Below are 7,620 nucleotides of genomic sequence, written 5' to 3' on the forward strand. Positions count from 1 at the left end.
CCGGTGCCGGATTCGCCCGGCACCGGCCCCGCCATCGGGTCTTACGTGTTACCGGGTGCCGGTCTTACCGGCGTGCTTCCTGTTGAGCTCGGCCGTCCCCCCGGAGGCCAGAGAGCTCTTCACGACACCGGCGGCGTTGCCGTTGCCGTTCTTCTCGACGCCCTTTCCGGGCACCGGGGTTCCGCTGCCCGGGACCAGGACCGGGGCCTTGGTGCGGCTGGTGTCGCTGGGACCGGCGGGAACCGGAGTGGCGACGCCCTGGGGCACCACCTTCTTGTCGGCCGGAGCCGGGGCCGGGACGGACTTGGCCGCGACGCTGGGCGCGACGGCGGCCGGAGCCGCCGGAGCGGAACCCGAGGACAGCTGCAGCGAGACGGAGCTCTGCAGCGCGCCCGGCGCCACCCAGCCGGAAAGCGTACCGGCGTAAGCGGAACCGAAGGCGGTCGATCCGATGGCCAGCTTCTGAGTAGTTCCCGTCGGCATGGTGGCCTGGACCTGAACGCCGGCCGGCGCGTTCACCGTGACGGTGTTGCCGATCTTGTAGGCGGTGACCTGACCGGCGGCCAGAGCCGCGTTCCACGCCCCGCGCTTCTGGAACTCCTGGCCGATCTCGCGCTCGCCGAGGTTCACGATGGGCGCGCTGTCGGTGTAGAGCGAGCGGTAGGTGCCGAGGATCTTCTCCAGCACCGGGTACAGGATCCGGCCCTCGGAGAGGTTCGACTGGTGGATGAAGTGCGGCCGCGGGTCGTTGTTCATCACGTGGCCCAGGTCGATCCGCGCCTCCAGCGGCACGATGTACGACTGGTAGCCGGTGTTGACGTCCAGCGGCTTGGGCAGGCAGGTGGAGCTGGGGTTGTTCTCGCAGATCCCGCTGCCGCCGTTGGCCTTGCTGGTGTAGATCCAGTTGTACTCGTCGGTCTCCTCCACCGCCGAACCGGCGTTGTAGAAGACGTTCATCGGGTAGCGCGGCACGGTCAGCGTGGAGGAGCCGACGGCCCGCTGGGCGGGCTCGCGGGAGGCGTCGCTGCCCGTGAACTTGATGCCGTTGGCGGCCAGCGACGGCGCCAGGTACGGGTTGTCGCTGGTCTCCTGCGGGGCGGTCAGCAGACCGGAGTGCTCGCCGGTCACGAGGACCTGCGGGTCGACGTTCAGGCCGTTCTTCGTGGCCCAGTCGAAGTTGTTCTTGATCTGGGTCTGGATGGTGTTCTGGTCGACCCAGACGGTGTTGCCCGCGGCGTCCTTGGTGCAGCGCCACGGCACGACGGTGACGTCCTGGACGCAGCCCAGGTACGGGTGGGTGTAGGTGTGGTTGACCCACCGGTAGCTGTTCTGGTCGGCGATCATCTGGTTCGCCGTGGGGTCGACCGTGGTGTTGTTGCTGGCCTTCCAGTCCTCGCTGCCCCCACCGTTGAACACCATGTCCAGGGTGAAGTTGTTGGTGGCCTCCCACTGCTTGGTGTACTGCGCGTCGGTGGGGGTCATCCGGATCGGGTTGCTGGTGCCCGGGGTGCCGGGCGGGCAGGTCACGTCACCGGGGGTGCACTTGAGGGTGGTCGACCAGCGGTCGTCCGCGAGGAAGACGTCGTCGACGTGGGCCGCGAAGTAGTTGCGGTCGTAGCCGAGGTGGACGCCCTGGGTGATCCAGTCGACCATGCCGCGCGCCAGCAGGCGGAACTGCTGCTGGTACTGGTTGTAGACGAACGTGACGACCAGTTCCTTGCGGCCGTCGTGGGTGTACTCGCCGACCAGCGAGCCGCGCGAGGAGCTGCCCGGGATCGGGGCGTCCACGAGCGGCGTGTACGAGGCACCGGACGGCAGGCTCGCCAGCGGGGTGGCGAGGTATCCGTAGCTCTCGCTGACGTTCGGGTCGTTGTCCTCGAAGGGAACGGAGCCCTTCAGGTAGCTGAACGAACCCGAAGTGCCGGCGGTGGTGGTGGCGGCCTGGAAACCGTCCAGGGTGCCAATGTAACCGGGATTTTGCGCCCAGTTCAGGCCGACCGCCGGGCTGGCGAACGTGTACGCGTCGATCTGACGGACGTTGAATGCGGCCTCGTACGTCGCGATCGCGGTCATCTCGGCCGGCGAGTTGGTGAAGGGGTTTTCGTTGGGCAGCACGATGCCCTGGTACTTGCCCCGCGACAGCCCGTTGATCGTGTCGCTCAGGAAAGCGGCGTTGATGACGGGACGGTTGGGGTCGCTGAGGCTGACGACCTTGTACGGGGTGCCCTGGCTCTTGAGTTCGGCCGTGATGGCCGCGACGGAGGGACCGCCGTCGTCGATCACGAGGACGGTCAGATCGATCCTCGGCGTCGCGGTGTCGCCGTGTGCCAGGGTGGTCTGCAGGCCGCTGGCCAGCAGAACTGCTGCCGCGCAGGCGGCAACTCTTCGGGTCGCTCGACCCATGGTGATCCTCCCCTTGGGGTAGGCGCTTCGCTGCTCGGCGGTCGCCTGCCCTGTAGCTGTTCGCGGGCAGCAGGCTGCCCGGCGCCCATCCTGGTCGAGGGTCGGCTCCGCGAGGGACCAATTGGGCGAGAGTGCAGCAAACCTGTTACCAACGTTCATGGCGAAGCCATGAAGGCGCTGATTGTGACCGGAACAGCATCGGCCATGCAAATGATGAATTGAAAATGAAAAACCGGAACCTGAGTGCTACGCCTGGTGACCAAGCGTCATTGCCAAGCGGGCGACGTGGTGGGCTCGCCGCACACCTACACTGTGGTCGTTGCGCATGACACTCTTGCACATCCTGCCGCGCGATCGGGCAGGTTCATGCAATATCGGGCACCGCTGTGCCATGTGACAGTCCGAATATGCAATGGAGGCGCCGGCATGGCCGATCAGCAGACCGAGGCCGGTGGATTCGGCGGCGTCCGGAATGCGGTGTCCAAGCGGAGCGGAATGCCCCAGGTCGGGCGCAGTCTCGGGCTCCGGGGGGCGGTCAACGCCCGGGATCTGGGCGGCTTCCGGACGGCCGACGGAAGGGTCCTTCGGCCCGGTACGGTCCTGCGCAGCGATGGCCTGAACCATGTCACCGCGGACGACTTGAATTCGCTCCGGGCCCTCGGGCTGCGCCGCGTGGTGGACCTCCGCAGCCTCGACGAGGTCCGCGAGGCGGGCCCCGACCGCGTCCCCGGCCTCCCCGCCGCCGAACTCGCCCCCGACCTCCCCGCGGGCACCGCGGTGACCGTGGAGCCGGACACCGAGGACGGCGTGACCCTGCACCATCTCCCGGTGTTCGCACCGGACTTCGACATCTACGTGACGCTGCGCGACGCCATGGCCGACCGCAGCCCGGAGAAGCAGCGCGCGCTGCTCGGCGACGGCCGCGCCGCCGCGATGATGACCGGGCTCTACCGGTGGTTCGTCACCGACCCGCTCGCGCGCGAACGCTTCGCCGGCGTCCTGCGCCTGCTGGCCGCCCCCGACGGCCCGCCGCTGCTGTTCCACTGCACGGCCGGCAAGGACCGCACCGGCTGGGTCTCGGCGCTGCTGCTGACCGCGCTGGGTGTGGACCGCGAGACCGTCGTCGCCGACTACCTGCTCACCAACGAGCGCGCCGCGCCGGTCGTGGCCCGGGTGATGGACGACTTCGGCACCCGGGGCCTGATGCACGAACCGCGGCTGCTGCTGCCCGTGTTCCGGGCCGACGCCGCCTACCTGGCGGCGGCCTTCGAGGAGGTCGAGGCGGGCTGGTCCGGCTTCGGGGCGTTCTGGCGCGACGGCCTCGGCCTGGACGACGACGTGCTGGCCGGACTGCGGCACAACCTGCTGGACGGCGAAGCCGCCTGAGCCGCCCGGGGCGCGCCCCGTCAGCCCTCGCTGATGAGCCCTTCCCGGAGCTGGGTGAGGGTCTTGGTGAGCAGCCGGGAGACGTGCATCTGGGAGATCCCGATCTCCTCGCCGATCTGCGACTGGGTCAGGTTGCCGAAGAAGCGCAGCATGATGATCCGGCGCTCGCGCGGCGGCAGCTTGGCCAGCAGCGGCTTGAGCGACTCCCGGTACTCGACACCCTCCAGCGCGAGGTCCTCGTAGCCGAGCCGCTCGGCCAGCGGCCCGTCGCCGTCCTCCTCGCTCGGGCTGGAGTCGAGCGAGCTCGCGGTGTACGCGTTGCCGACCGCGAGGCCCTCGACCACGTCCTCCTCGCTGACGCCGAGGCAGGCGGCCAGCTCGGGGACGGTGGGGGAGCGGTCCAGCCGCTGGGCCAGCTCGTCGCCGGCCTTGGTGAGGGCGAGCCGCAGCTCCTGGAGCCGCCGCGGGACCCGGACGGACCAGCTGGTGTCCCGGAAGAAGCGCTTGATCTCGCCGACCACGGTGGGCATCGCGAAGGTGGGGAACTCCACCCCGCGCTCCGGGTCGAAGCGGTCGATCGCCTTGATCAGCCCGATCGTGCCGACCTGGACGATGTCCTCCATCGGCTCGTTGCGGCTGCGGAAGCGCGCCGAGGCGTACCGGACCAGCGGCAGGTTGAGCTCGATCAGGGTGTCGCGGACGTACGTGTGCTCGGCGCTGCCGGGCTCCAGGGCGGCCAGCCGCAGGAAGAGCGAGCGGGAGAGCGTCCGGGTGTCGAGCCCGGTGCCGGGTGACGCCCCGGCGGGCGCGTCGGGGACGGGCGGCGCGGTGGACGGCCCGCGCTGCAGCGGGATGCGGTCCTCGGCGACCACGGTGCCGTTGGCCTGACCAGCGTGGATCTCCGCAGTGCCCAGCTCTCCGGACATGCGCCCACCCCCTTGTGACTGACGGTTGAACGGGCGCCGACGCGCGGATGTTCCCGGCGTAGGCCCTCCCCCTCCATACCGGCACACGATCCCCGGCAAACCCGATCGTCGCAAGATGTCACGCGGTGGTAACGCGGAGCGATGTCAGTCTTCCCAGGAGTTGCCGGTGCGAAGCCTCGTCAGGATCCGCGCCAGCAACCGGGAGACGTGCATCTGGGACATCCCGAGCTCGGTGCTGATCTGGGACTGGGTCAGGTTGGCGAAGAACCGCAGCATGACGATCCGCCGCTCCCGCTCGGGCAGCTGGACCAGCAGGTGGCGGACCATGTCCCGGTGCTCGACCTCGGCGAGCGCGGAGTCCTCGTAGCCGAGGCGGTCCAGCAGGGCGAGCCCGCCCTCGTGCTCCTGGGCCGCCTCCAGGGAGGCCGCGTTGTAGGCCCGTCCGGCGTCCAGGCAGGCCCGGACGTCCTCCTCGGGGATGCGCAGGCTCGCGGCGATCTCGGGCACCTTGGGGGCCCGTCCGTGCAGCACCGTCAGCTCCTCCATGGCGCCGCTGACCTGGACCCACAGCTCCTGGAGCCGGCGCGGGACGTGCATGGTGCGGACGTTGTCCCGGAAGTAGCGCTTGATCTCGCCGAGGATGGTCGGCAGCGCGTAGGTGGGGAACTGGACGCCGCGGGTGGGGTCGAAGCGGTCGATCGCGTTGATCAGGCCGATGGTGCCGACCTGGACGACGTCCTCCATGGGCTCGCTGCGGCTGCGGAAGCGGGTGGCGGCGTAGCGCACCAGCGGGATGTTGACCTCGATCAGCGCGGCGCGCACCCGCTCGCGCTCCGGGGCGTCCGGGGGGAGCTCGGCCAGGCGCTCGAAGAGCACCCGGGTCAGCGTCCGGACGTCCACCGCCGGGCGTCCGCCGGGGCCGCGCAGGCCGTCCGGCCGAAGCTCGCCGGCCGGGCTGATGATCCCCGCCAGCACCTCGTCCACGGACACGTCACCCCTCCCAAAGTCGACTACGGCGGGCCCTGCGGAGCGGGTGTCGTGGCTGGTTCTTCACCTCGCCATGTCCGGCAAAACCGGTCATAGCATCACAAGGCGGGCGCAGGTCGGGCAAGTACCCGGCGGAGGTGTGTTGGTGCGTTGCCCGGCCTTCGCGGGGCCCGTCGGTGAGGCGCCGCAAGGATCGTTCCCGGACGTACGGCGGCGCCCCGCCCGAGACCCGGGCGGGGCGCCGCGGTCCGTCCGGGGGAAGCGCCCCGGGGCGGACGGTGGTCTCAGACCTCGATGTCCGCGATCACCCAGGTGGCGAACTCGCGCCACTGGCCGGCCGCGGCCTGGTGCGCCGGGTGGGTCAGGTAGGCCTGGAGCGCGTCGCGGTCCTCGACCAGGCTGTTGATCGCGTAGTCGTACGCGATGTCCCGCTCGGTGGTGTTCCAGCCGCACTCCCACTCGCGCAGCTCGGGGATCACCGAACCGAGCTCGTCGAACGCCTTGGCGCCGGCGAGGGCGCGCTCGTCGTCCTTGCGGACGCCTTCGTTGAGCTTGAACAGGACCAGGTGCCGGATCACGATGCCGCTCCTCGCGGACGGGGGTACAGAGGGTCCCGCCCACCGTAGCCGGTGCGCCGCGGCGACCCGGCGGCAGTCCGCCACGTGATCAGGCGGGGCGCCCGCCGGGACCCGTCACTTGATCAGGCCGGTCATGAAGGTGCCGACGGCCTTGGCGGCGTTCGAGATGCCCTCGAAGCCCAGCTGGACGAGCTCGGCCGAGCGGGCCGGCGAGGTGATGATCGAGTAGAGGACGAAGACGAGCAGGAGGACCATGCCGATCTTCTTCGCCTGCGCCATCGGGTGACCTTCCTCCCAGCCGTGGGCCGCCGTCATCCGGGTCCCCGAGCGGCCCTGCAGGGGCAGCTTATCCACCGGACGGGCTATCAAGTGTGCGACGCGTTCGCCCGGCGGGACGAAGGTCCCCGCGAGTGGGGCCTTTCTCCGGGTGCCCGCGCGGGGACGGGGCGGCAGGATGGATGACGTACCGAGGATCTGGCAGGAATCCCCGGTGCGTGGATCCGGAGCTCCCCGCTGTGGGACCGGGTGCCGCGGGTCCTCCCCCGACCGCGGAACCGGTTGTGGGACTCCGCCGGGGGAGCGGTTAGTCCCCCCGAACCGCTCCCCCCTCCAGGCTCCGTACTCGGCAAGGGCGTTGGTGGTCATCGGCCCCGAGTGCGGAGCCCTCTTCCGTGCCCGAGGGCGCGCGGAAACGCCGAGGGCCCGTCCGGATCGGACGGGCCCTCGGGCTTTCTGGCGGTAGCGGTGGGATTCGAACCCACGGTGGAGTTGCCCCCACACACGCTTTCGAGGCGTGCTCCTTTGGCCGCTCGGACACGCTACCGAGAGGAACTCTACCGGACGGGTGCGGCGGTCACGAAATCCGTATCCCGGCGGACCTTCAGCGGAGGGTGTCGCGGTGCTCGCCGAAGAAGGCGCGCAGCTGCTCGCCGCACTCGTCGGCGAGGACCCCCCAGATCACCTCGGGGCGGTGGTTGAGCCGCCGGTCGCGCATCACGTCGAAGAGCGAGCCGGCCGCGCCGGCCTTCTCGTCCAGGGCGCCGTAGACCACCCGGTCGATGCGGGACAGCACGATCGCGCCCGCGCACATCGTGCAGGGCTCCAGGGTCACGACCAGCGTGCAGCCGCTGAGCCGCCACTCGCCCTCCCGTCGCCCGCCGCCACCCTTGTCCGACGCGCTTCGCGCGGCTTCCCTCAATTTTTCGGCCGCCTGGCGGATCGCGACCACCTCGGCGTGCGCGGTCGGGTCGCCGACCGCCTCGCGCTCGTTGTGGCCGCGCCCGATCACCTCGCCGTCCGGGCCCAGGACGAGCGCCCCGACCGGGACGTCGCCGGTGGCC

General features: G+C 70.4%; 7 protein-coding genes and 1 tRNA gene. 1 reads left to right on the top strand and 7 read right to left on the bottom strand.

Annotation, left to right across the window (positions count from 1 at the left end):
* Nucleotides 1-48: 48 nt before the first annotated feature.
* Nucleotides 49-2,403: a hypothetical protein gene (locus AB0O00_RS06955; protein ID WP_363649060.1), complete on the bottom strand. Its 2,355-nt coding sequence runs from the start codon at nt 2,401-2,403 to the stop codon at nt 49-51.
* 495 nt (nt 2,404-2,898) lie between these two features.
* Between AB0O00_RS06955 and AB0O00_RS06960 the strand changes: the two genes are divergently transcribed.
* Nucleotides 2,899-3,789, top strand: a complete 891-nt coding sequence (locus AB0O00_RS06960) for a tyrosine-protein phosphatase (RefSeq protein WP_363649064.1) — start codon at nt 2,899-2,901, stop codon at nt 3,787-3,789.
* Between the two features lie 20 nt (nt 3,790-3,809).
* Here the strand turns inward: AB0O00_RS06960 and AB0O00_RS06965 are convergent, their stop codons facing one another.
* From AB0O00_RS06965 to AB0O00_RS06990, 6 genes are all read right to left on the bottom strand, one after another.
* Nucleotides 3,810-4,715 (bottom strand): RNA polymerase sigma factor SigF, encoded by a 906-nt coding sequence (locus tag AB0O00_RS06965; RefSeq protein WP_363649061.1) that lies wholly within the window; start codon nt 4,713-4,715, stop codon nt 3,810-3,812.
* 144 nt (nt 4,716-4,859) lie between these two features.
* Nucleotides 4,860-5,642: an RNA polymerase sigma factor SigF gene (locus tag AB0O00_RS06970; RefSeq protein ID WP_363649065.1), complete on the bottom strand. Its 783-nt coding sequence runs from the start codon at nt 5,640-5,642 to the stop codon at nt 4,860-4,862.
* A 344-nt stretch (nt 5,643-5,986) separates the two neighbouring features.
* The gene (locus tag AB0O00_RS06975) at nt 5,987-6,280 is read right to left on the bottom strand and encodes a Dabb family protein (RefSeq protein ID WP_363649062.1); all 294 of its coding nucleotides are present in this window, start codon (nt 6,278-6,280) and stop codon (nt 5,987-5,989) included.
* A 114-nt stretch (nt 6,281-6,394) separates the two neighbouring features.
* Nucleotides 6,395-6,634: a hypothetical protein gene (locus AB0O00_RS06980; protein ID WP_363649066.1), complete on the bottom strand. Its 240-nt coding sequence runs from the start codon at nt 6,632-6,634 to the stop codon at nt 6,395-6,397.
* A gap of 379 nt (nt 6,635-7,013) precedes the next feature.
* A tRNA-Ser gene (locus tag AB0O00_RS06985) sits at nt 7,014-7,103 on the bottom strand.
* Between the two features lie 57 nt (nt 7,104-7,160).
* A partial coding sequence (locus tag AB0O00_RS06990; RefSeq protein WP_363649063.1) for a nucleoside deaminase occupies nt 7,161-7,620 on the bottom strand: 460 nt, incomplete at its 5' end.

It is taken from the genome of Kitasatospora sp. NPDC093558 (assembly GCF_040683475.1).
Lineage (GTDB): Bacteria > Actinomycetota > Actinomycetes > Streptomycetales > Streptomycetaceae > Kitasatospora.

Bases quoted from the DNA above. Each gene is read 5' to 3' on its own strand.
- AB0O00_RS06955 (WP_363649060.1), bottom strand. From the start codon at position 2,403: ATGGGTCGAGCGACCCGAAGAGTTGCCGCCTGCGCGGCAGCAGTTCTG.
- AB0O00_RS06960 (WP_363649064.1), top strand. From the start codon at position 2,899: ATGCCCCAGGTCGGGCGCAGTCTCGGGCTCCGGGGGGCGGTCAACGCC.
- AB0O00_RS06965 (WP_363649061.1), bottom strand. From the start codon at position 4,715: ATGTCCGGAGAGCTGGGCACTGCGGAGATCCACGCTGGTCAGGCCAAC.